General features: G+C 40.5%; 21 protein-coding genes and 2 pseudogenes. 14 read left to right on the forward strand and 9 right to left on the reverse strand.

Annotated elements, in window-relative coordinates:
- Positions 1–167: 167 nt before the first annotated feature.
- The 4 genes from DC094_RS19235 to DC094_RS19250 are packed head-to-tail and all read right to left on the reverse strand — an operon-like array spanning position 168 to position 3025.
- On the reverse strand, positions 168–725 hold the full coding sequence (locus DC094_RS19235; RefSeq protein WP_116688760.1) for a ParB-like helix-turn-helix domain-containing protein: 558 nt from the start codon (positions 723–725) through the stop codon (positions 168–170).
- Entirely contained in the window at positions 725–1006 is a 282-nt protein-coding gene (locus tag DC094_RS19240) for a helix-turn-helix domain-containing protein (RefSeq protein ID WP_116688761.1), read from the reverse strand. The genes DC094_RS19235 and DC094_RS19240 overlap by 1 nt, the downstream gene beginning before the upstream one ends.
- Before the next feature lie 3 nt (positions 1007–1009).
- A complete protein-coding gene (locus DC094_RS19245) occupies positions 1010–2224 on the reverse strand; it encodes a ParB/RepB/Spo0J family partition protein (protein ID WP_116688762.1) in 1215 nt (404 codons plus the stop codon).
- Positions 2225–2227: 3 nt separating this feature from the next.
- Complete coding sequence (locus DC094_RS19250; RefSeq protein WP_116688763.1) at positions 2228–3025, reverse strand: ParA family protein; 798 nt, start codon at positions 3023–3025, stop codon at positions 2228–2230.
- Positions 3026–4773: 1748 nt separating this feature from the next.
- Here DC094_RS19250 and DC094_RS19255 point away from each other — a divergent pair.
- The 10 genes and pseudogenes from DC094_RS19255 to DC094_RS19295 all read left to right on the forward strand — a co-directional run bounded on the left by DC094_RS19255 (position 4774) and on the right by DC094_RS19295 (position 10585).
- Positions 4774–5718, forward strand: coding sequence for a hypothetical protein (locus tag DC094_RS19255; protein ID WP_206605707.1), 945 nt, complete (start codon positions 4774–4776; stop codon positions 5716–5718).
- Complete coding sequence (locus DC094_RS19260) at positions 5718–6764, forward strand: AAA family ATPase (RefSeq protein WP_206605708.1); 1047 nt, start codon at positions 5718–5720, stop codon at positions 6762–6764. The genes DC094_RS19255 and DC094_RS19260 overlap by 1 nt, the downstream gene beginning before the upstream one ends.
- A 231-nt stretch (positions 6765–6995) precedes the next feature.
- On the forward strand, positions 6996–7238 hold the full coding sequence (locus DC094_RS19265) for an IS66 family transposase (protein WP_116688765.1): 243 nt from the start codon (positions 6996–6998) through the stop codon (positions 7236–7238).
- 47 nt (positions 7239–7285) lie between these two features.
- Positions 7286–7447 carry a transposase domain-containing protein gene (locus DC094_RS22940; protein ID WP_369406229.1) on the forward strand — a complete coding sequence of 54 codons (162 nt, stop codon included), beginning with the start codon at positions 7286–7288 and terminating at the stop codon, positions 7445–7447.
- Positions 7448–7566: 119 nt separating this feature from the next.
- Positions 7567–7731, forward strand: a complete 165-nt coding sequence (locus DC094_RS22290) for a hypothetical protein (RefSeq protein WP_170114606.1) — start codon at positions 7567–7569, stop codon at positions 7729–7731.
- A pseudogene (gene tnpB / locus DC094_RS22945) lies at positions 7731–8036 on the forward strand (IS66 family insertion sequence element accessory protein TnpB); the annotation flags it as partial. The gene DC094_RS22290 and the pseudogene tnpB, both read left to right, overlap by 1 nt.
- Positions 8037–8062: 26 nt before the next feature.
- On the forward strand, positions 8063–8692 hold the full coding sequence (locus tag DC094_RS22645; RefSeq protein WP_241504094.1) for a hypothetical protein: 630 nt from the start codon (positions 8063–8065) through the stop codon (positions 8690–8692).
- A 349-nt stretch (positions 8693–9041) separates the two neighbouring features.
- Positions 9042–9680, forward strand: coding sequence for an IS4 family transposase (locus DC094_RS19285; protein ID WP_255420952.1), 639 nt, complete (start codon positions 9042–9044; stop codon positions 9678–9680).
- 251 nt (positions 9681–9931) lie between these two features.
- Positions 9932–10192 carry an AbrB/MazE/SpoVT family DNA-binding domain-containing protein gene (locus DC094_RS19290; RefSeq protein WP_116688770.1) on the forward strand — a complete coding sequence of 87 codons (261 nt, stop codon included), beginning with the start codon at positions 9932–9934 and terminating at the stop codon, positions 10190–10192.
- Between the two features lie 135 nt (positions 10193–10327).
- Positions 10328–10585, forward strand: a complete 258-nt coding sequence (locus DC094_RS19295) for a hypothetical protein (RefSeq protein ID WP_116688771.1) — start codon at positions 10328–10330, stop codon at positions 10583–10585.
- Between the two features lie 403 nt (positions 10586–10988).
- Here the strand turns inward: DC094_RS19295 and DC094_RS21920 are convergent, their stop codons facing one another.
- Complete coding sequence (locus DC094_RS21920; protein ID WP_133245628.1) at positions 10989–11294, reverse strand: hypothetical protein; 306 nt, start codon at positions 11292–11294, stop codon at positions 10989–10991.
- Between the two features lie 823 nt (positions 11295–12117).
- Between DC094_RS21920 and DC094_RS19300 the strand changes: the two genes are divergently transcribed.
- Positions 12118–12312, forward strand: a complete 195-nt coding sequence (locus tag DC094_RS19300; protein WP_133245629.1) for a hypothetical protein — start codon at positions 12118–12120, stop codon at positions 12310–12312.
- Between the two features lie 102 nt (positions 12313–12414).
- Here the strand turns inward: DC094_RS19300 and DC094_RS22450 are convergent, their stop codons facing one another.
- The 3 genes and pseudogenes from DC094_RS22450 to DC094_RS22950 all read right to left on the reverse strand — a co-directional run.
- Positions 12415–13026, reverse strand: coding sequence for an IS66 family transposase (locus tag DC094_RS22450; RefSeq protein WP_206605709.1), 612 nt, complete (start codon positions 13024–13026; stop codon positions 12415–12417).
- Entirely contained in the window at positions 12992–13411 is a 420-nt protein-coding gene (locus tag DC094_RS22740) for an IS66 family transposase (RefSeq protein WP_206605710.1), read from the reverse strand. The genes DC094_RS22450 and DC094_RS22740 overlap by 35 nt, the downstream gene beginning before the upstream one ends.
- Positions 13408–13650 (reverse strand): annotated as a pseudogene (locus DC094_RS22950) (IS66 family transposase); the annotation flags it as partial. The gene DC094_RS22740 and the pseudogene DC094_RS22950, both read right to left, overlap by 4 nt.
- 627 nt (positions 13651–14277) lie before the next feature.
- Here DC094_RS22950 and DC094_RS19310 point away from each other — a divergent pair.
- Positions 14278–14514, forward strand: a complete 237-nt coding sequence (locus tag DC094_RS19310; RefSeq protein WP_116688773.1) for a hypothetical protein — start codon at positions 14278–14280, stop codon at positions 14512–14514.
- A 393-nt stretch (positions 14515–14907) separates the two neighbouring features.
- Here the strand turns inward: DC094_RS19310 and DC094_RS19315 are convergent, their stop codons facing one another.
- Positions 14908–15849 (reverse strand): SEL1-like repeat protein, encoded by a 942-nt coding sequence (locus tag DC094_RS19315; protein WP_133245630.1) that lies wholly within the window; start codon positions 15847–15849, stop codon positions 14908–14910.
- A gap of 720 nt (positions 15850–16569) precedes the next feature.
- Between DC094_RS19315 and DC094_RS19320 the strand changes: the two genes are divergently transcribed.
- Positions 16570–19449 (forward strand): DEAD/DEAH box helicase, encoded by a 2880-nt coding sequence (locus tag DC094_RS19320; protein WP_241504095.1) that lies wholly within the window; start codon positions 16570–16572, stop codon positions 19447–19449.
- Positions 19450–19451: 2 nt separating this feature from the next.
- Entirely contained in the window at positions 19452–24464 is a 5013-nt protein-coding gene (locus tag DC094_RS19325; RefSeq protein WP_116688775.1) for an Eco57I restriction-modification methylase domain-containing protein, read from the forward strand.
- Positions 24465–24660 lie beyond the last annotated feature (196 nt).

The raw sequence follows: 24660 nt of genomic DNA on the forward strand, positions 1-24660 counted from the left end.
ACATCCAGAGCGATGGCCAGGCGCAATCAGGGATTGGAGCCATATAAATGAAGTCGCTTTAAATCCAGAAAGAGAAAGGGCGGGTATAAATTAATCTAAAAAGGGACAACTACCTTGAAAAATACCGCTGTTGTCATTCTTGATATACGACTTGTTCTGCTAACTAGCTATAAGTCTTCTATATTCAATTTCATTCGATGGCAGATCGCATCAAAACCTGTAAGATCAGAAAATTGAATTGAAAATATTCCTGAATTTTTATTATTTTTATCTGGAATTATTTTAATTGGAAAACCTGCTTGTTCTGAAAGTTTTGCTGCAAGAGAAGTAAAATATTCTTTATCCTTTTGATTTTCAAATTCAGGTCCCTTCTTTACCTTGTCTCGAAATCTCTGAACACTGGTGCCTAAACGCAATGCTTTACGCGCTTGATCTTCTTGCTCTTCATCTTTAATTGAGGCAAGTACACGCGCCATAGAAAAAGTTATTTTACCTTTATATAGCAGCAATTTAACCTCTGGAACTAGTTTTCTGGCAATGCGGATATAATGTCGAATTTTATAGTCTTTAATTCCAGTAATTTGCGCCAACTGCAATGAACTGAATTTCTGTTGTGACAAGAAAAATAATGTCTCAGCAATTTGCATATCACTGATACCTGCTTTAATTGGAGCTTGTAGGTTTTGTAATGCTTGATCGATATTATCAGCGAGGCAATATTTCATTACTGATCCAAAACATTGGAAAAACGCACTAAAAATTCTGTGCGGTCAAACACACCCCAATGAGAAATATGATAATATCCGCTGCGACCTTTTGTATTACTATCAACAATAAAGCGTATATCCATATCATAATCTGAACGCAGTTGAGAGATTTGACGCTTTAAAGATGATCCTGGTATTTTTGTAATTTCAGAAATATCTAAAAGTGTTGGCATATTTCCAATAGCGATCGCCGTAATAATTGAATATTTTCTTTTAATATCGGAAGTCAATTCAGCCACCTACTATTTTCCAGCAATTTTGACTGATTTGATTTTAATATCATCTAATTCAGCAGAAATAATATCACCACTCTTTAATAGCTTAATCCAAACCATGCCAGATGCTTCTGGTTGGCGGTCTAGTAGCAGTTGCGCACGCTGCATCTCCCGCCATTCCACTTCTAATAGTGGAAGCTCCGGAATTATTTTAGTAGCTGCTTGAGTAGCATGATCTCTAGCTTGGATTTTCGAAGGTTGTCTCTTTGATGAAGTATCGATACTTCCCTCATGAGAGAGCGATGATTGCCTATCAGTAGCTGTCGCAGATTGTTGGTTTGTAACTTCTACCGATTTTCGTTGCGTACCGAAAGTTTCAGTTGGCTGATTAACTTCGCTCTTTTCAACTTGAGTGCTTACAGTAATTTCAGCATTACCCGTTTCAGAAACATTTTTACACTGCTTATATTCTTGTTCGACTCGCTTGCGACTAATCCCCTCTCCTTCTCGTGCTAGATCACACAACAACATAAATTTTTTGTTGTTAATTTCAGAAATCTTGCGCAAAAATTCCAGAGTAATCAGATCAGTTACGACGCCATCTTCAGCTAGATTTTTACCCTCTTCAGGCAATTTATTAATGCTTAAAATCCGACTGACTTTATTAATGTTTGGTTTTTTTGAGCGCGTAATCCAACCTAGTTCTTCAGCAATTTCTTCTTGATTCAAACCTTGAGCAATCAGCTCAGACAAGGCCAGTGCCAGCTCCAAAGGTTGCAGATCGGCCCGCTGATCATTTTCAATAATCTGACCAACAATTCTCTTTTGTCGGTTGCGCTTCGGTGCCAGCGGGTCAACAACCGCTTCCAATTCAAACCCTTCAATTAACTGAGATGCCCGCCAACGACATTCGCCCTTATCAATTTTGTGCTTGCCGCGATTTGGGCCCTCTTCATCGGCAGGATAGACAATAATTGCCTGCAACTGACCATTAGCACGCATTGATGCAGCCCGCTCTTCGAGCTCTTGTGGATCAATTTTTTTTCTAACCTGATCATCAACATAGAATTTATTAAATGGCTTTTTAATCAAGTGACGGTCATAAATATTTACAACTCCAGCCATATTCGGCTGATCTAACAAAAAGTCGTCAAGATTTGTTACTTGGCGCTCGATTTTTTTGTCACTTTTCTCTTTTTGAGCTTGGTCTTTCGCTTCTTTTCGTTTGATGAATGAAGTCATGAATTAGCTCTCCAGCTTAGTCAGAATTTCTTTAGTTACTGCAGTGATTTGTTTGGCTGGCTTAGAGCTTTTCTTCGCATAATTGCTGACTTTTTCTTGCAGCGCAATTGCATCTGATATTTTAACCGTTTGATTAATATGAGTATCTAAAGCAATATCACCAAACTCTTCTTTCAATTTACTTAAATAGTGCTTAACAGATTGCGGCATTGGATTATTGACTACTTTATTTGCCAAAACGCCAACAATTTGCAAACCAAGATGCATACGATCATTCATTTGATCTATCCTGTTTTTAACCTTTTTCGCTGCTTTAAAAGATAAGTCATCAGGAATTACAGGAACAACAACTCCGCCAGAAATACAGCCGAGCATTGCAGCAGTAAATAACAATCCAAACGATGGGGGGCAGTCAATTAGAACAAAATCATACGCTTCTCGGAGCATATCCAGCGAGTCACAGAAATCGTAGGCTGGTTCCATATCTGCACCTTTCAACAGCGAAAGTGCATCTGTAGCACCAAGCAAAGAAAGATTTTTCGATATTTCCAGCGGCTCAAACTCACTGTCTTTCGAATAGAGCTTAATTGTATTGGCTGTGGCTTCAGGACGGTTGCCTTGGCAAATTACTGTCGGCACTTTATTGCCGCACAAAGCGGTTGTCGCATCCCCCGAAGGATCATTATCAACTAAGCAGACTTTAAAGCCTAGCTCTGCCAACTCTAGTGCAAGTTGTACTGAGCAAGTCGTTTTGCCAACGCCTCCTTTCTCATTTGCAACTGCCAAAACTTTACCTGCCATCAGTTCATGCTCCCCAAATTTAGCTTCATTAATTATTTTATATCGCAATTATTATAGGTTCATTTTTTGATGCTATGCAAGAGTAACAAGAAAAAAATCAATAGCCGAATTTGAGTTGAAGCAAAAACAACATAATTGAGAAAAATTCTCTCATGAGAGAATTTCGTTATTGTTTAGCAAAAGACATCTTGATGAATACTTTCACTCCCGATTGAAACTGGTGCGAGCTAGATGATGTAATAGCTTTTTATCCAGCAGCCAAATCTACTGTTAGCTACTGGCCAAACAGTACAAAATCTATGCAAAGGAATCACTTTACGGCTACTAGACATAGAATTAAGAAATAGTAAGCTTGCGACCATGTGTCTCAGGACACAGATAAAATTAAGCTCATGCCGAAATCATTAGGATTAATCGCTTAGTTTGATGTGAGGTGGATGACTTACTTCATGATACACATGGCCGCAAGTTTTCGTTGGGATGCGATAGCACTGAAAAAGAGTGCTGCCTCATTTTGCTCCTAAACTAGAAAATCACCCTGAATGATTATTTTTGATTGAAATTGCGATGTTGCATCATTGCCATTAATTCTCTCATGAGAGAATTCTTAACATCAAAATCACACAGTTTATTTATTCATCATGCGTGAAATGGGAAGTAACTTTCTTTTATTCCGTTAGCTGTAACGTTTTAACGTTACAGCTATTTCCAGTTGTAAATTCGCATTGCGTCTCCGAAGTGCCCATGACCAAGAGATTTTAGGGAAAATTTAATACTTTAATTTACGTTAGGTGTAACACAAAAACTTGTTACCTGTAAGACCATTGTATTTCTATTCTCTCATGAGAGAGTTACAAATTTTATATCAACAGGTACGAGGTAACCCGCAGACCTCAATATGGCTATCGATTACCGACATACACCAGAAAATCAAATTTCCAATTGTGTCCTGAGACACAAATTTAATATTTTTTTAGCAGATATCCCTCATGAGCGAAGCGAATAGCAACTTGCCAACAAAATTTCACGCTTCGCCAGGCTCAGGGATGACTTACGAGAGGGCACAGAAAGACTATTTATTTCCACACCCTTACCTATATACAACCGAAAGCAATATTTCGAGCAAATCCAATTACCATCATTAAAAGTACATTTGGAAGAGGGGAGGGGGGAAGCACTCTAATGAGAAAATGACCTAACCAATGCATATTATCGATTCAATACCAAACCATTCTAGTTGTATGACGCCAATCTCTTAATTTCTCATTACTAATCTTTGACTATTCAGGCAACATCGCATCTTGGTCACATGCTCTGGATTTTCCAAGATAACAAAGAGAATTACCAGCCCCTCAAAACTCATAGTCAGCTTATCTAAGCAGTCATTCTCTCATGAGAGAATACATTTCATAGGTAGCTTAATTTTAGGAAAAGTAAAAATTAAGTATAACAAGTTCCTAAAATTAAGCTTAAAATCAGGAAATGAAATTCTTGATTTCAAAATCTAAGCTTAATTGTAGGAATGCGTAACTCGCTTTTCCTAAAGTTAAGCTATATGCTTAAATAGTACTGTACGCCTGAGAATATAAATGACTGAACAAGCAGATCTGCTAAGTGGCTATTATCCAGCTGAAGTAGTCAATAAAGCTTTCGCTGAAACACCTGCAACAACAACGCTTATGGATTGTATTTTCCTGCCTGGTCGCATTCCCCGTGATCTAATCAATCGAATTTCATCAGACCAAGACATGCTCGAGAAGCAGTTGCTTGCAGAAAAGCCTTTACTGAGCACCAAAATTGAAAAACATTATTGGAATAAGGGCTCCAGCCAACGCGAATTTGATGCGGTCCGATTAGATGTTTACAGCGCGGTCTGTCTAGCCGATGATCGTCATTTATTAGAAGCTCTAGTGAGTGTTGGCGGGATGTATAAAGATCTATCCGGTTTGACATTGCGCCAAGCTATCGAACTAGCTCAGTTGGATATTGATCTTGATAAACTTCCCCAACAATATTTCAACATGCTTGATACAAAAATCTTCACCGGCATTTATGATTATTTTTTATGTGACTTCGGGCGGCTATTTGAATTTCTCAATCTGAAAAATCAGAAAGCTAATAAAAAAACTGTCATTAAACGTTTGACACGACTTTCTCAAATGTTGCTAATGCTTGACTATGAGAAAGATGGGAAAACTTTGCCAAAGTATCATTCTCGCATTCAGCTTGTTGATAGCAAATTTATCCCTTTGCTGGTTCCATCAGTAGTCAAGAACAAGCGTTCAATCCGTAATGACACAATTACTCATTTAATTGTTGGAGTTGATAAAAATTTCACAGCCTCACTACGGCAAGAAGGTGCTATCAGCCGCAATCGGTTCTTGAAAGTTTATCCACAGTTAACTGGCAAGCACAGTGTCACTGATTTTGCCAAATGGCTTGATGCGCATAAACGCGAGTATTTACATGGTAAATATCTGACGGATCTAATCAGAAACTATTACTCAAATAAAGTCAGAATTTCCAAGCAACATTTGTCACGACATATCAATAATACTCTTAGTGAAGTAATTGAAAAAAAAGAGATATTGCTTAAAGACTTTAATTTACTATTACAAGAAAGAATCCGGGAAAACGGAAAGGCAGACGTTATGCTCGTATATTTAGGTGAAGATAATAAAGGGCTTAAGTAGTGATATCAGAGATACAAGATAAACAGAATATAATTCGCTTTTCAGAAACAGATGTAGAAGTCGCACTACAAAGTAGTCGTGAAACTATTCTTAAAGGGCTGTATCGCGGTGCAGTCGGTTTTGTGATTGCTCCGCCAGACACAGGGAAAAGTTTTTTCTGTATGTCAATTGCTTATGAACTAGCGCAACCTAATAGTCAATTATTGGGATTAATTGAATCTGATCAGCCCCCTCTAAAAACCCTGATTTGGCCAATCGAAGACACAGTGCCTGGAATTCTCCCACGCATAAAGCAACACTTGGCTGCATTCTCAATAGAAATAAAAATACACCTCGAAAAATATGTTGCATTTTATGGTGAGGAAGAAGCTATTTGCTGTGCTGGACATTTGCAAAATTCTACCGAAGAAACAAAAGCTTATTTAGCTCTTCAGCAATTGATCGAAAAAGCACGTAACTATGATTTGGTCGTTATAGATACATTGCGTGATGCGACAGGTTCAGCTGATGAAGTAAAGGACGATTACTACATTAAAACTGCATTGGAAAAGTTGGCAAAGGAAGCTGACGTAGCACTATTGGTTGTGCACCATCCAACCAAAGAAGTTGCCAGGGGCAAGGAAATAATTAACAGCGTTGCAGGCTCAGGTTTATCTTCAACCCTATCTAAATCTAAGCTGCATATTTATCTCGATCGAGATTTAAAAAATCATCCAGATTCAATTCGAATGCGGCATATAAAAGCTAATTATTTGTCTGCTGATCAACAATTTACCAAACCTCGCCTACTACACTGGTCAAAAGAAGGTATTTTGTTTCAAAATGAAATTGGATTACAAATGTTAACTCAAGACTTAAAAGAAATTGGTAAATTAAAACCCAAAACACAGAAACGAAAGCGTTCAAAAATTTCTCTAGAACCTATCATTATTGATACAGACAAATCTTTATTATCAGAAGAGTCAAAAAAACTTGCAGAACAAGCTGAAGGGCCTTTTGGTAAAGGAATGGCTGATCAACTTACTGAAATGATGAATAAAAATTAAAATACTTTATTCATAAATTAGTTTTTTATAGTAGAGCCTAGCAAATCTACTGCATTTTTTAATTCCATCCAGTTAAATTACTACACCATTAGCTATACAGCGAATAGTTTTTTCTTGTGATCTAGCCATTGCAGCTAACTTTTAGTTAATCTTCTAAGTTACTGGTAATCAATATTTTTTAAATGCGCATTGAGCCGCAATTTGATTTTTCGTAATAATCACTTGTGATGATTGCCATTTAATCTCAGTGATGTTATCGAAACGCTGCGCTGTATATCGCATGCACGTTGCAAATTTAAAGAAGCGGAAAAGGTTCAAGGTAAAAGTAAAAGCGACAAACCTGATAAAGTGGCTATGGCGCTAAGCTATTTAAATAAAAACTGGAAATACCTGATTCGTTATTGCGAAGACGGGCATTTAGAAATTGATAATAACACCGCAGAAAATACGATCCGTCCGTTTGTAATTAGCTGAAAAACTGGCTGTTTAGCGACACCGAAGCTGGCGCGCAAAGCAGTGCGGTGCTTTACAGTTTGACAGAAACCGCGAAAGCTTGTGGGCATAATCAGTACAACTGGTTAACGCAGGTATTGACAGAGCTTCCAAAAAGATTGGCAGACCATCAGGCATTTGACGATTTACTACCGTGGAATATCGTCCCAGACTCCCTGTATAAAAAATAATCACCAGAACGCTTTGTCAACCTGTGATTAATGGGTAACCGGTCATTTGAAGGCGTTCTGTTTTTGACCTCCCGCCAGTAGTAGCCTGATGTTGGTTTTTATTAACAAAGGTTTTTTCCATGTCTGCAGCCCGTCAACCTCGTCGTTCCCGCAAACAGTGGCAAGCACTAATTCATTCGTTTAAAAACTCTGACCTGTCTGCATTGGCCAACCAGCGACTGCCTGGCTGGAATATTGTGTTATCCCTGGGCAATGGCGTCGAACTCAAGTTGAGCCAGCAGTAATGTTGGCGTTTCCTGCCCAACAAAAAATCTGGTTGTATGCTGAACCGGTGGATATGCGAAAGTCATTCAACGGGCTGACGGCATTGGCGCGACAACAAATGAAACAGTCACCTGTCAGCGGTGATTACTTTGTGTTTATTAATCGTCGTAAGACGCAAATTCGTATCCTTTACTTTGATCGTGATGGCTTTTGTTTGTGGAGTAAAAGGCTAGAACAAGGACAGTTTAATCCTCAGCAAAAAACAGGATTCTGTCATCAGATGACGCCAACAGATCTTCAATTAATTCTTGAAGGTATTCAGGTAAAAAAAGTGCGTCTCCAGAACAATTGGTGGCGCGTGTTTATGTATTGGATGAAAACAATCGTCATCTGGAACATAATAATCAGGAATTACAGGAAAGCGTTCGCACGCTGCAGCAAAACATCGATTGGCTCAAGAAACAATTTTTTGGTGAAAAATCTGAAAAACGCCTGATTGAAAACCTGTATCAGGACAGTTTAAGCGGCTGGGAAGCAGAGTCTACGTCAGGCCCATCAGACGAAAAAAAGCAAACGATTACCTACCAGCGCGGTAAAGCCAAAAAGCAACGTACTGGCGATGAAGTGAGCGATAGTGGCTTGCGCTTTGATGAATCGGTGCCTGTCACAGTCATTCATGTTCAGCCCGACGAACTAAAAGGCCCTCATGCTGATGAATATGAAATCATTGGCAGCCGCACAACCCATCGACTGGCACAGCGGCGCTCAGCGCATGAAATTCTGGAATATCATATTCCGATCCTCAAGCGTAAAGGCAAAGTCATTACGCCCAAAGCACCTAGCGTGGTATTGCCGATGTCAGCTTCCTTGCAGGGCTCTTGGTCGATTGAACAGTTGCGGCCAATTGTCTTGGCAATGCTGAATAATATCCGGTTAAGTAAATTTCCTAACTTTAAGCTTAAAAGTTGGATGATTTCCTAACTTTAAGCTATTTGGTTTTTGATTTTTCCTCAAACTAAGCTTTAGTTTCCTCAAACTAAGCTTTGGTCTCCTAAAACTAAGCTTAAAGTTAGGAAATTTCCTAACTTTAAGCTTTGATTTTGTCGACATAACTATATAACTACTATGTAGTTATTTATAAATAACAAACATTCGTCTCTGATGAGACTCACTTGATTCAATTTTCTAACATATAACTAGCATATAAACTGGGGCGCACTATCGTTTGCTCTGCTCATTCAAGTCCTGCCAGGCTGCTAACGCAGTCTGATGACTTTCTTGAGCTGCGTTTAGAAGACGTTTTATATATTTTCTACAGAAAGACCTGTTCATTGAAAGAAAGTGGCTAAGAACGCTTTTGATGCTGTTAGATGTGAATGATCAAGCGTACAATGATTACGCTTGGTATTATATGCTTTGCCAGCAAAACACCCGATTTGTAGGGCGAATGAAAAGCAATGCTAAATATGAAATCATTGAAGAAAGAGCCGTCAATCAGCCCAACCTTCTTCATGATCAAGTGATTAAATTAAGTGGTCTTGCAGGCAAAAAGTGTCCACAGAACCTTCGTCGAATAACGATTATCCGAGAAGAAGATGGCAAGGAACTGACATTTATTAGCAATGATTTAAAGTGTGAGGCACAAGAGATTGCTGCGCTATATAAATCACGCTGGCAAGTTGAATTATTTTTTAAATGGATCAAACAAAACCTAAAAATAAAACGGTTTGTAGGTCGCTCGGAAAATGCGGTGAAGATTCAGATTCTGGTAGCAATGATTGGTTATTTATTGCTGCGACTGGCTCAAATTGGAAGTACGAGCAAGAGATCCTTACAAGGGATTGCCAAGCTTATCAGTTTGAACCTGACCAGCAGGCGATGTTTGATAGATTTGATCACGAAGCCGCCGGAAACAGAACCTCCGGTGCAAGCCTCGCTACAGCACGAGCTGAGGCTTGCTATTCAATGACCGGACAGTAGTGACCTATAATGTATATTTTTCCAACTTTTTATATCAAAAAGCCACAAGGCAATTTTGCATGCATCCTCCCCCTAATATTTTGTTGGCACCATGATTTTTCAACAAAGTAACACACACCAGATATCACGTTAAAAATTGATCGCAGGCTAAAGCGGGCACGTTTAAATAAGTTAGAGGCTTCGAGATCTACATTGATCAATGCGAAATTAGCAACTAGCCAAACTTGAGAAAACAATATGATGAAAAGTGAAATTAAACGCTGGGGCAACAGTGCAGCTGTAAGATTGCCCAGCAAGTTACTCGCCGCAGTTCACCTTGAAATAAATAGCCCGATCACTATCGAGATTATTGGCCAGCAAATTATTATCAAAGCGAACCCAGATAAAACGCCTCGTAAGAAGCTGCCATTTTCCGAGCAGGAATTGTTGCAGGGCATGGATCCCCGGAAAGCTCATGCAGATGAATTGTCAGTCGCTTCCGCAACGGAGTTAGGAATTTAATGGATTTTTAACCTGTCGGAGACAAATAGACCGGCAAGTATACTCACTCATGAAATTGACATAATATGCTTATTTGTGCCGACATCTTGAATTAAAAGGCTTATTTCCAAGATCGGTATGTTAAGGGGAAAAATAATGGACTTTTCAGATGTTAAAAACAGGGCTATTTTGCTATTTGCTCAAACAGAGTTTATTTGGAGTGAGCAGCAGTACGATATGGCACTAGAACTGATGGATCAGCTGATTAATGAGTATGATCTTAATCGCCCACTCATCGACATTCTCTCGAATGCCATAGAAAAGTATGAGAATCAGGCTACCGAGTTTGTTGAATTTAATAGAAGCGTTGCAGATCTGGATAACAGTGTAGCGCTAAAATCTAGCGACGAATAATAAAACCTGATTTAATTAATTCACATTACCTATCTGAGGAAAAAGTATCCGGACGCAGATCCATTGCTTGTCGAGATATTTGAACAGTTAGTAGATGACGCGGCAGATTACCAGCATATCAGCGAGATCAATAGCGTAAACCGGGTAGAATTATTGGTGAAAAAATCATCAAGGAGTTGCTGTTAGAATATAAAATTCCCGAAGAAGGTGAAAATGGTACGAATACTTTTCGGCTATAGATTCTAAATATTACAGCCGATAGAATTAATAAGTTGAAGCTTGCTATAGTCAGTCAAAGAAAACTATAGGCATCACATCGCTAGCATACATCATTTTAGATATATTTTCGTTTTAATTTAAGCGTTTAGCTGTAAGCTATTCAACTTCTTCAACATGCTCAATTTCAGCATCGTGGTAAAGCTCTTTTGCCAGCCAGCCAGCCACTTCCAAAAAAATTAAATATTTCAGATTGGTCATCAAAAACAGCAGCACTGAAATTTGTTTTTTCTCCTATCCATTGTGATTCATCCATTTTTTTACCGACATATTTACCAGCCTGAGTTTTATAGAGCGTTAGTGTGCTCCACCTTCCGACACTCCCTGAAAAAGATGAACTTTGTCGATCGAGGCAGCTTTTTACACTAGCTAGTAATTCTCCAGTAAATTTAATGTCGAGATCATCATCACGATACACTGTGATCACTTCCATTGATAACTCCTAGTCATGTGGAATAATTTAAACACCATGCATTAAATGATATGTGCTTTGGTGCCTTGAACTGCTTTTAAATATTGCCAGATCAAAAAATGAAAGCAAGCGTCATCTTTATTTCAATTGCATTATAATTAAGGGTTTTTTCCGTTTGTCGGTTTATTTTCTAGGATCACTTTATGAAAATAAAATACACAATTGATCAAATGAATAGCTTGCTTGAATTAAAACAATAAATTACATAAATAGAATCTAGGATTATTAATGAAAACAAAAAGACGACAAACGGAACGTTCGCTATATAAATATTTTAACTAGATACGACTTAAACGTTGACTTGGAGAGATCCTAAAAGAAATTTTGTGCATCACATAAAGTGATCCGCTAAGGATATAAGTATCAGATGATTAATTGAGTACAAATAATATATATACTCTTCTCTCTTCAGTAAATAACCAGTTGTCCGATTTTCATAAAATTACACGAATTATTTACAAACTCATGTTTAAGTTAATTTTATATAGAAATATAAATAATTTATTGACTGGACTGTTTATCCAAAGTAACCTTTTTAAGGTGTTTTCAGCAGCAGAAAGATAATCGAGAGGCAAGTTTGAACAACCTAAGTAGCGTTGAAAAATATTGATTGCCAGCCAAAGATTCATTGAAAATAGTTATTTGTTGATGGTAGAAGTACAGCAGAGAGATTAAGTGAACATAATTGCAGCCGGCATAAGATACAGACTTGCTGACTCCGATATCGTGCGGGCGCAGCATTTAGTAGACGCTTATGGTGCTAACGAGCGAATTGAACGCACAAATGAAAAGCGGGGAGAAAATTCCTATAACATTTTTTTCAACTACTGCGAGTGCGAGTGCTGGTGTTGCTTCAGCAGTTGCCGCCAACTCGATCGCTGCTATTCCACATATCACAATCGCAGTTGATGTTAGCTATGGCGTGAAAAAAATTCTTAATTGGATATGCATTTTATTTTTTAACTATTATCTATCCTAGTACATCATATTATTCGCCATACCCCAAGTATATTGCTAACAAAATACAGCCGCATGCTTAGGGCAATTAAAAACAACGTAACCATTCAGCTCAATAAGCTAATTACTGCAGATGCTGCTTAATAAATTCAGGCCATTCATTTCTCGCCAGCAAATTAATGCCTTCAGATGCAGACACGCCATGCTTTAAACAACTGCTTAAATAGGATCTAAATAAACGATAGTTTTCTGCGCTCCCTGCCGATCGGAAACAACCCGATATCTTTTGCTGCACCTTGAGCATTCGTATCTCTCGCTCCCCTTGATTATTGGTGAAGGGAACCTTTGCATCGGTCATAAAGCGCAACGTGTCATCTTCATAAATGCGTAAACGATCCAGAAGATTTCTCGCTTTACTTTGCTTGGGACGACCTCGTTTGCCTGCTTCACTTGGTCTTACCGGGCTTTCTTTCTCACCCCGCTTAATCAAGCTACGGTAGCGCTTTCGATACCCTTTGATGGCCGATTCTGAGAGTTCACCACCCGCATCGGTGACCGCTTGATTGATTTTAAGAAGTAGCGCATGCATCAGTTTTGCCCATCGACAATCATCTTGCTCATGGGCACGAATCAATTCTCTAAGATAATGAGCATTGCAATACTGATGCTGACATTCAAATTGCAAATAAGCACTCCAATGGTCATGCACCAATACACCTTTGAAGGGAGGTAACACGCCAATATCCGCCTCTCTGTTTATGGGGTGTTAATAGCGCCCAATGCGTACTGGAGATGCCGTGAACCCAGTGGCGGGATGCATTGATATTGACGCCAGTCTCATCAGCACACGCCACATCCGCTAAAGCAATTTGCTCAATTGCTAATGGCTTAAAAACACGATGTAAGCGCTCAGCAAGCTGCTGATTAAAGTTAACCAACGTGCCCATACTCAGATCAACACCAAACATATCTTGAAATTGATTTTGTAATCGTTCGTAAGGAATCAATTGGTACATCGATAGATACACTGCATGCGCAATGACTGAATGCCCATATTGAATCGGTCGCTTTGCATCAGCAGGAAAGGTCGCCGTGCGTTGTTGACCCCGCTGATTTCTCATAATCTGGGCTCGATTACTTGCCGAGCTTCATAACCCACCGATTCCCAGCACTCCCCTTTAAGCAAGCTGCGCTTGTCTAAAGGCAGCGTGACGACTTCATCAGGATGATCAACCGGCTCAAGCGTGCTTCCAATATGGCCGGGTTGTCCGCCTGGTTTTTTACCGGTGATTGTGCGTTTGCTTGTAGCGGACTTTTTGCGATTGATATCTTGAGAGGGAGGAATGCTGCTATTGCGACTGTTAAGTCCTAATTATTTGCCATCAACTCAACCACCAGCAACATGATTTGAAAGACGGCGCGGGTCGACGCTGAGATCAACTGATCTTGCTTTAGCGCCAGCCTTGCATCATCTAAAGTCTGTGTGATGTTAATCTTATCGATGGTCAAAATGAGGTGTCAGCGCTGTAAAACAGAAGATCGCTATCTTGCAATAAAAACAATAAAGATGCCGTATTTATAATGTCGAGTAAGTCACGGAAACAAAATAGTAAACTAGCGTAAGCCATATGATTTATGCTGAATGGTTACAAAACAACAAGCAATATTTACTTAGTATTGCCTCTCTCGTATAACATCATGAAAGCCTCGCTATGCAACCTTTGACTGACTTAACTTATATAAAACAAGCCTTCGGTCATGTAACATTATTTATCATAAATGATTATGAACTTTAATAGTGCATATGTAATTCATTTTTAGCCATATGTGTGTAAGTAAAGCAGCATTCACGACCAGAGACACGCCAAAAATCGATGTATTACCATACTTTTTAGCATGTTAGGTAGAGTCCTGTTACTGAAGCTACAGTAGGCACTCATAAAAAATCAGATCGTGTAATTTAAACTTAAGTCATAGCGAGTAAAAAATGTTGTACATTGTTGGTCTTGTAGTTGTGTTATTGATTATTTTTTTTGTGGCAATCCCTTTGATTAAAGGGCTGATCAGTATGTTGATTTCTTTGTTAGGAAACCTTCTGGGTATAGCTATTGGTATCGGTATCATTGTATTGACTGTTGCTGTATGTATCGCTTTCCCGCCATTGATTATTGTTGTAGCCATATTCATCATCTACCAAATGTATGGAAATAAGCAGGCAAGCTAGTAGCTTAATCGCTTAAGACTTGAATTCAGGTCCGTTATATAATGAAAATCGAAATGTTGTTTATGCTTGAAGTAGCATGCTACCAAGAATTTACACTCATCGTAGCGTGGCCCCATTGCTTTTAGAGGTTAGTCGCGGCAAGCGATGATAGGATCTGCGTATTTCGTATGCGAGCAGGGGTTGGCTTTTACTGCTCGCTGCGATTTTCAGCCGAACTATGGATTGCTAAAGCTCTTGCTAATTTGTTATACCCGCCGGTCAATTCTTGTTTAATCGTTGGGAAGTAGTCCAGCGCCCAAAATGGTATTTGAGCATTCAGCTGTAAATGAGAAATGGTACGTTCTGCTAGTACTCACCTGCAACATGAGCTTGTCGCAGGCGAATGAACTTCCATTATTTTAACCAATCTATGATTAGCCGGTAGCGGGCAGAAGAATCGTCAGAAGCAAGGTTTTCAATCTGCTTTAATCTACCCTCTGTACTTTGCAAAATATCTATATTGTCTTTTCTTAAAACAATTATATTCTTACTTTCTTGTAACGATTTTTCGCTGACTAACAGCCCGCACAACGTCGCTAGTTCGTTAATAGCAATTTTATCATGTGCAAGTAAGCTAGACCGAACATCTTGGCTGAGTTTCTTTGTAACCTCTGCTTTTTCAATTCCTGGGTAGCTGTTGGCTACATGAGTATCAATTCTAGAATACATATTTTTTGGGTTGGCAATAACCGAAGTTACTTCAGCTGTTCTCTGCCCTGACAGTGCAGCGACATGAAATGTTGCAGTCCGTTGTTCTTGTTTTTTCTCTAGATCAAATTCTACTTGCAATACTGCATGAATATCTTGTGATCTAACTCTAATTATCGCTGCAATTTTGTTTGTCAGATCGCAATATAATCGATAGTGACCTGCCAACATAATTGATATTCCATATCCTGAGATCGCAGCACTTACACAATCTTGAATTTCCTCTGTTCTTACAGCTGCTCTAGCTTGACGTATTAGCTCTTGGTCTTTTTGGGAAAGTCTATCTAGCGCAAATAAAATGCTCCCCGGCGCTACTCCAAACTCTTGAATCCATTTATCAATCAACTTTCGTGTGCTTTCTTGCTGCTCAGGTTCTCTAATCAGGCCATCATGATCATTAGACAAAGATGCAAGAATATAACCAATCCCCATTACTTCATTTTTCTCCACACCATCACCCGAGATAAGCATTTTTCCTGCTGTGGACTTACCTCTGGGGTGCCCCTTATCTGCCGTTCTTAAAATTAGGTCAAATGCTGCCGCTTGAGATTTTTCAAAATGCAATCCATTGAAATGCATTAATCCCAAATTAAACTCAGCATCGAGGTTCCCGCCCTTGCTTGAAATTTCAAAATACTCTGCCGCTTTTTCAAAATTTCCAGCCTCAAGTGCCTTAATGCCTTCCTGAAAAACTGTCGTTAAAGTGGTAGCTTCAATAGAGGATGCAGAGAAAGAATTTTTTTCTTTGAATAACCAGCTACGTAGACCTGTTCTCCAATCGATTGTCTGTTGCTAGCCAACAAGCTATTTGTTTTTCCGAATACATGAGTTTTACATTCATTTTTTGTATGATTTGATAGGGCTATGTCGCAATAATCAATGAAATATTGCTGATTTTTGGCTTATTAGCTATCGTGTCAGTCAATTTTTTATTGAATTTTTTCAACTGATTCAGGGGGGGGGTTGGCACCACTACCAGATTATTTATACCGCTATGAACCAATGCCATTTATCAAGTCACTGCTTTTAACGCCTTTGGCGGTTTTTTTACTGCTTTGGTTCTATATCGTATTTAGTGGCTTCTGCTAAGATAGCTGTCTGTTTTGCAGGTGGTGGCACTTCTGCGGATTCTAGGGATGACTGCCTATTTTTCTAATGCATTAGTTAGGCAGTCAATTCTATCAACAGTTAACCCTAAGTTCGTGCAATTCATAACGCAGCTTGGTCATAACTGAATTTAAAAACACCCCACCATCAATTATTTAACGAAAATTTCGGCGCTCAAAGCCGGATGATATGAGTATCAGCATGGCGAATAAGCAAACCAATTATGCCCCGGGTATGCGGGTAGTCGTTAGAGATACTGAATGGGTGATCCAGAAGGTCGATCCCACATCAGATGGTGGATATCTTTTGACTTGCGAAGGTATTTCAGAGCTTGTAAATGGTAAGCAGGGCAGATTTTTAACTAATCTGGAGCAACAGATCGATGTTCTCGATCCTGCACAAACTCAACTAGTAGAAGATGAGTCTTCAGCTTATCTAACTTCGCGCCTGTATATCGAGAGCATGCTGCGCCAGCGTTTACCTACTGATCAGCGAGTTCATCTTGGTCACAAAGCAGCGATGGACCCACTACCATTCCAGCTCGATCCAGTAAAAATAGCACTCCAACAGCCTCGACAAAGAATTTTAATTGCTGATGCAGTTGGCCTGGGAAAAACTCTAGAAGCGGGCATTCTAGTATCTGAATTAATTCGTCGCGGTAAAGGCAAACGCATCTTAGTGCTTACCGTAAAGTCTATGTTGACTCAATTTCAGAAAGAGCTTTGGTCTCGTTTCGCTATTCCTTTGACCCGTCTTGATTCAACTGGCATTCAGAAAATTCGTAATAGGGTACCGACCAATCACAACCCATTTCATTATTACGATAAGTCCATTGTTTCAATTGATACCATCAAACAAGATGTCGAATACCGCCATTATCTAGAGAATGCTTATTGGGACATTATCGTCATCGACGAAGCGCATAATGTGGCAGAGCGGGGTACAGGCTCGCAGCGTAGTAAGCTAGCTAGGCTATTAGCCCGCCGTAGTGATACGTTAGTGATGCTTTCTGCAACACCGCATGATGGAAAAGCAGAAAGTTTTGCCAGTCTGGTAAACATGCTAGATGCAACGGCAATAGCTAATCCATCTGATTATCAGTATGACGATTTCAAAGACAAAAATCTGGTAGTTCGACGTTTCAAAAAAGATGTTAAAGATCAGATGAAACAAGCCTTTCCCGAGCGCCACATCGAACCTATCCACAGTGAAGCCAGTCTGGAAGAAGAGGAAGCTTATCGCCGTCTGGTTGATCTGGAACTGGCAGCAATGGACAGTCAGCGTAATACCAGTCGCCTATTCAAGGTTACTCTTGAAAAAGCACTCTTTTCCAGTCCTATGGCATGTTTATCGACAGTCGAAAATCGCATCAAAAATTTACAACGCCGAGATGATTCGGAGTTACAGTGCGATATTAATGAACTGGAATCATTTGCCGGTGCATTAAAAAATATCGATAAAAATAGTTTTAGTAAATATCACTCGCTATTAAATACTATTAAAAAAGATTTTTCTTGGAAAAAGAATAATTCAAGTGATCGATTAGTAATTTTTACCGAAAGTATTAAAACATTAAATTTTTTATTCCAAAACTTAAAAGATGATTTAAAGCTTTCAGATAAGTCCATCCAAGCCATGCACGGCGGCATGCCAGATACTGAAATCATGCAGATTGTTGAGGACTTTGGCAAAGAAAGTGCCCCTATTCGTTTGCTAGTGTGCTCAGATGTCGCTTCAGAAGGTATTAACTTGCATCATCAAAGCCATAAGATGATCCATTTCGATGTGCCCTGGTCGTTGATGGCTTTTCAGCAACGTAACGGTCGTATCGATCGCTATGGCCAACAGCAACAGCCTCAAATTCGCTATCTGCTCACCAAAAGTGACAATGGCAAAATTAAAGGTGACATGCGAGTGTTGGAAGTCTTGATTGAAAAAGACGAACAAGCACAAAAGAATATTGGCGATAGCTCAGAATTTACTCGGCGTTACAGCATCGAAGAAGAAGAGCAGCAAGTTGCTGATGTGATGAGTAACGATGGCCATCAGGACCCAGCAGCAGTATTAAATGCGCTATTTGAAAACAACACTCAAAATACCACTGAGCAAGATCCATTAGCCGCACTATTTGCCAATACAGCACATCAACCTGAACCTCAGGAAGCTGTTCAGGAAATGTCTCTATTCAAAAACGATATGGATTACAGCCAACAGGCATTAAAATATCTAAAATCACTTAACCAAACGCTGAATTATGAGGTTGATAGCAGCCAACAAGTCCTGTCGCTATATGCACCACAAGACTTACGCCAGCGTTTTAAGTTTTTACCACCTGAAATTCAGCCCAATAAAGACAACCATCATATGTTGCGCTTTAGCCATAAAACGGAACTGGTTAATCAGGAAATCATAAACTGCCGTAGTGAACAAACAGCATGGCCAAAGATCCAGTATTTATGGCCAATCAATCCTGTTGCACAATGGCTAAACGATAAAATGTTATGTGCTTTTGGCCGTCACCAAGCACCTGTTTTACGTATCACGAAAATATTCCAAGCAGAAGAAGATCATTTTATTCTCAGTGGCTTATTCCCTAATCGTAAATCTCACCCAGTCGTTAACCCGTGGTTAGTGGTTAGTTTTGATCGAGGAAATCTATCCGAAATCAAACCATTTGAAGAGTTCGTAGAGCAGCATCCGTTTCATATTGACGTCATCACTAACCAAGGCGGAGCGCGCAATCATGAGCGCCAGCAAGATTTACTACCAACAGCAATTGCTATGGCTGAGCCATGGATGAAAACCCGGCGCAATGAAGTTGATAAAGAATTAAGCCAACAGCTAGAGCAGCAATTAACAAAGTTATCCAAATTAAAATCCAAACAGATAAGTCAGCTGGAGTTGAATTTTGCCGATAACAAGCAAGCACAGCACTTGGTAGAAGGACGTAAAGAACAGCGCCAGCGAGAAATTGAGCAGGTATTTGATGAATACCAGCAATGGATACAAGACACTATGACCACCGAAGACCAGCCGTATATTCAGCTGGTGGCGGTATTAACCGGCTCAGAAGGATATTAGTTATGGCACTGGTAGGAATTAGCAACGAAAACGATTTTTATTCCCACCATTACTTGAGTGAAATTTTTGTTAATGACCTCAAGGATCTGCTAGGACAATGGCTGGAACAGGAAAATAATGCCCGAGAAGCAGAACGCCAAGAGCGTGATAAGGGTGGCAATCCACCTGCCGGTTATCGTTCGCCGGTCACTAGATTAAGTAGTGCTTCCGGTGGTTTTTTTAAGCTACTCAATCAGCATCGCAAAGAAACTGATCCCGTTCGGCGATTGGCCAATCAACGTTTACGCTGGCAGCCCATATTGGCCGCAATGGATTTTTCTCCTGCCAATGAGCAATTTAAACCGGTAACCGTCCCACTTGATCAGGGTGAGTTGCCAGTGCTGGCAGCTTTCAATGATGCCCATAATGCACCGCTTTTATGGGTGGTTGAAGCCCATGATCTCTCTAACGACGATTGCGCTGATCCTTTATCTCTGCCTTTATTACCAGAACAGTTAAAAAATATTAGTGAAGAATCACGCGGGGTATTTTCCAGTAATGACAAAGGCCAAAAACACTCATTAAACTGGCAGGAAATCCTGTCGAAAAAAATATTTAGCGCCATCGAGCCACCACGTTGGGTTTTACTGCTAGGTAATCGCCAGTGTTTATTGCTTGATCGCACCAAATGGGCACAAAACCGTTTGCTGCGATTCGATATTGAAGAAATTCTTGGCCGTCGTGAAGCGAATACGCTAAAGGCAATGGCAGCACTGCTGCACAAAGACTCAATCTGCCCGCAACAGGGCAGTAGCCTGCTAGACACGCTGGATGAATCTTCTCATAAACATGCTTTCTCCGTATCAGAAGACCTGAAATACGCACTGCGTGAATCTATCGAATTGTTGGGTAATGAAGCCTCCAGGCAACTGTTGGAAAAAGGCTTTACCTACGATGGCGGCAAAAATATCAACCCTGATCAGTTGTCGCGGGAAAGTCTGCGCTATATGTATCGGTTGTTGTTTTTGTTTTATGTCGAAGCACGGCCGGAACTGCGTTATGCGCCGATTGACTCTGAAATCTACCTCAAGGGCTACAGCCTGGAATCGTTGCGTGAACTAGAGATGATCGATCTCACCAGTGACGAGTCGCGCAATGGCCGCTACCTGCATGACAGTTTGCAAATGCTATTCAAGCTGGTCAGCCAGGGCTTTTCTGGCCAGGAACACACTCCACAAGATGAGATGTTCCAACAACAACACGGCACGCTAATTAACAGCTTTTCCATGCGCAAGTTGGAAAGTCACCTGTTTGACGACAGTGGTATGGCTTATTTGCGCAATATTGTATTTCCCAACCAGGTGCTGCAGCGGATTATCGAATTGATGTCGCTAAGCCGGGAAAAATCTGGCCGTGGCCAGCGTCGCGGACGTATTTCCTATGCTCAGCTGGGTATTAACCAATTGGGGGCAGTGTATGAAGCACTGCTGTCATACCGTGGTTTTTTTGCCAAGAAAGATCTGTTTGAAGTAAAAAAAGCCGATGAAAAACCCAGCGAACTGGATACCGGTTATTTTGTCACCGCTGAGCAGTTGCCGGAATACAATGAAAATGAAAAAGTGTTTTACCAAAGTGGCCCTAACAAAGGCGCGCTAGTTAAACATGCCAAAGGTCGCTTTATCTATCGGATGGCCGGGCGTGACCGTCAGAAATCGGCCTCTTACTACACCCCGGAAGTATTGACCAAATCTCTGGTCAAATACGCGCTGAAAGAGTTATATCAAACTCAGCTGCAGCCATTGGAACAATCTGATGATAAAGCCAGTGCCGCCGCGCAAGCCGAGCGTATTTTACAACTCAAGGTTTGCGAGCCAGCGATGGGTAGCGCGGCGTTCTTGAATGAAGCCATTAACCAGTTGGCAGAAAAATATCTGGAGTTGAAACAACAAGCCCAAGATCAGCGAATTCCTCAGGAAGATTACACTCGGGAATTACAGCGGGTAAAAATGTTTATTGCCGATAACAATGTATTCGGCGTCGATTTAAACCCGGTGGCGGTAGAACTGGCTGAAGTATCGTTATGGTTGAATGCCATTAGCGATGAAGCTTTTGTCCCCTGGTTCGGTTTTCAGTTGTTTAACGGTAACTCACTGATTGGTGCCCGGCGCCAGGTGTTCTCAACCGGTGATCTTGAGTATAAAAAAGCCAAAGATCCCAGCTGGCTTAACCTGCCGCCAAAACCTCTGGCATTTGACCAGCAACCAGCACAGCAGGTGTATCACTTTTTGCTGCCAGACAGTGCCATGGCAGATTATAAAGACAAGGTGGTCAAAGGCCTTAAGGCAGAGCAGATAAAAACCATTACCAGCTGGCGCAAGGATTTTTGCAAAAGCTTTAATCAGCTGGAAAAGCAGCGTTTGCAACAGCTGTCACAACAAATCGATTTGTTATGGCAAGCTTGGGTTAAACAAAGCCGCCAGTTCCGCCAGCAAACGACGGATAATCTGCAGGTTTGGCCAGAATCCACCGTCTCAAGCTATGCCAGTGACACCAGCAGCAAAGACAGCCAGCTGCAACAGGCCAATAGCCCAGCCTATCTGCAGCTAAAAACCATTATGAATTATTGGTGTGCGCTTTGGTTCTGGCCGATTGATCAGGCCGGGTTACTGCCCAATCGTGAAGCCTGGCTGAGCCAGTTGGAAATACTGGCATTTGGCAAATTGGCCGAGCAGAGCCCGAGCGAACAGCAAGCTGACGCTCCAGCATCTCAGTTCAATGAAACTGCAGCAGCTTCTGCCAATCACATCAAAGGCCAGGCTTTATTTGAAAAAGGTCTACCCAGCTTGGTACTGACGCAGGCAATACCACAGCTTAAAATTATCAATCAGCTGGCAGGCCAGTATAAATACTTCCATTGGGAGCTGGAGTTTGCTGATATTTTCCATGACCAGGGCGGTTTTGATTTGATTCTTGGTAACCCGCCATGGCTAAAGGTTGAATGGGAAGAAGGTGGCATACTGGGCGACTATGAACCATCATTTGTCATTCGCAAACTCAGTGCGTCCAAACTAAATAATCTTCGTGCAGAGACTTTTGAGAACATTCCTAACTTGCAGGCCGCTTATCTGCAAGAGTATCAAGGTGATGCCGCAACTAAAAACTTCTTGAATGGCGCAGTAAACTATCCAGATTTAAAAGGCATTCAAACCAATTTATATAAATGCTTTTTGCCGCAATCCTGGATGATTGGAAACCAGCAGGGAGTGAGTGGTTTCCTGCACCCAGAAGGAATTTATGACGATCCTAAAGGTGGTACTTTTCGAGAAAAAATATACCCTCGCTTAAGAGCACATTTCCAACTGCAAAATGAGCTGAGCTTATTTGCAGAGGTGGACCACCATGCAAAATTTAGCTCTAATATTTACTCATATGATCGTGAATATATTGAATTTTTACATATTTCTAACATTTTTGCAGTAGATACAATCGACCAATGCCATACAAGTTGTCATGGTATGGTTCCAACCATAAAGTGTGAAGATAATAAGTGGGAAACTAAAGGCCATACAGAACGCTGTATCACTATTGACAATGAAACTCTTTCACTATTTGCAGCGTTGTATGATGTAGAAGGCACAAAGCTTGAAGCTGCTCGCTTGCCTTCCTTGCATACAAAACAATTAATATCAGTACTGCGAAAATTTGCAAAGCAGCCACATAAGCTAGCTAATTTATCTGGCACCTATTTGTCTTTAGAAATGTGGCATGAAACTAATGCTCAAAAAGATGAAACTATTGAAAGAAAAACAGGTTTCAGCAGAAAAACTAGCCAAATGGTATTATCTGGACCTCATTTTTTCGTTGGCAATCCATTTAATAAAACGCCCAGAGCCTCTTGTAAGTTAAATAGTGATTACGATGTCTTGGACTTAACCCATCTGCCTGATGATTATTTGCCACGTACCAACTATGTACCAGCTTGTGATGCTGCTGAGTATCTAAAGCGTACGCCAAAAGTGCCATGGATCGATGATGCAGACCTACAACAATGGCAAGCCGCTGGTAGCAAACCTGAAGATAAACCCAACCCAAGGCCGGTAACGGATTATTATCGGTTAGCGCTAAGAGGTATGTTAAATCCAACTCAAGAAAGAACTTTGATAGGAATGATCTCTTTAAAAGGGACGTCGCATACTAACGCAGTACGTACTTACGTTTTCAAAGATAATTTTTTATTAACTACTGTGGCAGCAGCAGCAGCTTCTTTACCATTTGATTTTATGTGTAAATCAACGGGCAAAGCTAACCTCCATCAAATGCTAGATGACTTTCCTCTAATTGAAAACAGCAAATATGCTAAAGAGATCGTAAGGCGATTTTTATTACTCACAACATTAACTATTGATTACAAAGAACTTTGGGAAAGTCTATTTGAGCACCTACCTTTTAATAACTACTGGTTAAAAAAAGATTTTCGTCTTTCTAATCAGCTTCTTAAAGACATAACGCCCAAATGGCAGCGTAATTGTGCGTTACGCTCTGACTATGCGCGTCGCCAAGCATTGGTTGAGATTGATGTGCTGGTGGCTATGGCATTGGAAATGACGCTGGAAGAGCTCAAAACCATTTATCGGGTTCAGTTCCCGGTAATGCGCCAGTATGAAGCCGATACCTGGTATGACCGCAATGGACGAATTGTCTTTACCGCTTCCAAAGGTTTGGTGGGGGTTGGGCTTGACCGAAAGTTTAAGAAAAACGGCAGTTATAGCATATCAGTCATCGATGGTGTGCTTGCTGATAAAACCAAAGGAGAGGGTTCTGAAGAGCAACCATGGTTTGAAACCCATGGCAAAATTGGTTGGGAAAACATCTGCGATCTACAGCGCGGTAGCGTCAGTAAAACCTTTATCGATAACACTCTGCCCGGCGGTGAAGTAGAGCGCACCATTGAATATATCGCCCCGTTTGATAAATGCAGCCGAGAGCTGGATTACGAGGAAGTCTGGGCCAATTTTGAGCAGAGGCTCAAAGACTAGTAAATAAAAATGGGAGGGTAAGCATAAATTACCTTCCTATGGCTGAGCCTCGTCAATTCCTGACGAGGTTATCAGGAAAAATACTGAATTAAATTCACATTGGTGGCATTACCTCAAAAGCGCTGCTTAACGCTTTTGAGGAATCATTCTCCCGCCAAAGCAGTAATTGTTGGTATGGCCGCCTGATGTTAGGTTG

It is taken from the genome of Pelagibaculum spongiae, assembly GCF_003097315.1.
Lineage (GTDB): Bacteria > Pseudomonadota > Gammaproteobacteria > Enterobacterales > Pelagibaculaceae > Pelagibaculum > Pelagibaculum spongiae.